Genomic DNA, 1133 nt, shown 5'->3' on the forward strand with positions numbered 1-1133 from the left:
GTTGCTGGGCGGTCGGCTCTCGACTGCTCATTTCGGCCGCCTCCGGGCGCTGCGTCATCAACCCGTGCTTCAGTCCGCGGGCGACCAGCCAGACATTGGCGGGATAAGCAAGTGTGAAGCCGGCAATGACGCCGATCGACATCACGCCCCAGAACAAGAGCTCGGTCGGCTCCATCGCGCGCATGTCGCGCCCCATCATCAGGAAGCTCATGACGGGCGCCATGCCGGCCATCATGAAATTCATCGAGATGAACTCGGGCAGGAAGCTCTTGCGCACATTCTCCCAGTAGGTGCCGCCCATCATCGATTTCATGAACAGCGACTGGAAGATGAACAGGCCGAAGGCGAAACCCGCCAGATATTCGACGATGAGGTCGAGCCACATAGGCAGGCCAAGCGTTGCCGTGATGACCGCCGCGAGAATGATGCCGGTTGCATCGCCGGCAACGCAGTGGATGGTCGAACCGACGCCCTGCTTCCATAGCGGCCTGGTGAAGTCTTCATGCTCGCCCGGTCGTGGCTCCTTGTCTGCAAGCACATAAAGCAGCAGCCCCAATGGACCCATATAGAGGGTCACCAGGATGAAACCCCATTTCATCACCACCGGTTCGGGATTGTTGCGGTATTGATCGAAGCCGACATAGAGCGTCGAGGCGGCGGCAAGAGCGAACCAGACGGCAAGGAAATAGTCGATTGGCTGGATGAACATGGATGCATCCCGTCGCGGATCAGCGGTTTGTCACAAGCAGCCCCCGCCAATGAACGCAGAACGTGTGTTTATGATCCCGCCGGCCCAATCCGGTTGTGTCGAATTCTCCAGCCTGGCGCTCTTGTCGAAGCATTACGGCGCGGTAATTCCCTTGAAGGCGTGGGCGCTTCGCTGCCTCAACAGGAGCTGGCCATGAAACATCAAACACTCGACCAACTGCATGCCGTCGCCAAGATTGAATCGTCGGCTGCATATTCCGCAATGACACGAAATCAGCGCATAGAGCGCTGGGCTGAACTGCTGGAGCGTAATCCCGAGCGATGCCTTGGCGCGTTTGCAGGCACCGAACATCTGCACCCCGAAGCACGTGCAATGATGCGGGGCGAGGGAACCGCAATTTCGGTTGCTTTCGAAGATCCAGTGC

The 1133-nt window shown here is 58.7% G+C and carries 1 protein-coding gene and 1 pseudogene; one reads left to right on the forward strand and one right to left on the reverse strand.

Annotated features, from left to right (window positions below; genetic code table 11):
- Positions 1 to 709, reverse strand: a 709-nt coding sequence (locus tag ENZ75_RS32505) for a DUF4396 domain-containing protein (RefSeq protein WP_164888207.1), incomplete at its 3' end; no start/stop codon positions are given.
- Positions 710 to 901: 192 nt separating this feature from the next.
- On the opposite strand from ENZ75_RS32505, the pseudogene ENZ75_RS32510 reads away from it, so the two are divergent.
- Positions 902 to 1133: pseudogene (locus ENZ75_RS32510) on the forward strand (hypothetical protein); the annotation flags it as partial.

Source organism: Mesorhizobium sp. M7A.F.Ca.CA.002.04.1.1 (genome assembly GCF_004022805.1).
In the GTDB taxonomy this organism is placed as follows: Bacteria; Pseudomonadota; Alphaproteobacteria; order Rhizobiales; family Rhizobiaceae; genus Mesorhizobium; species Mesorhizobium ciceri.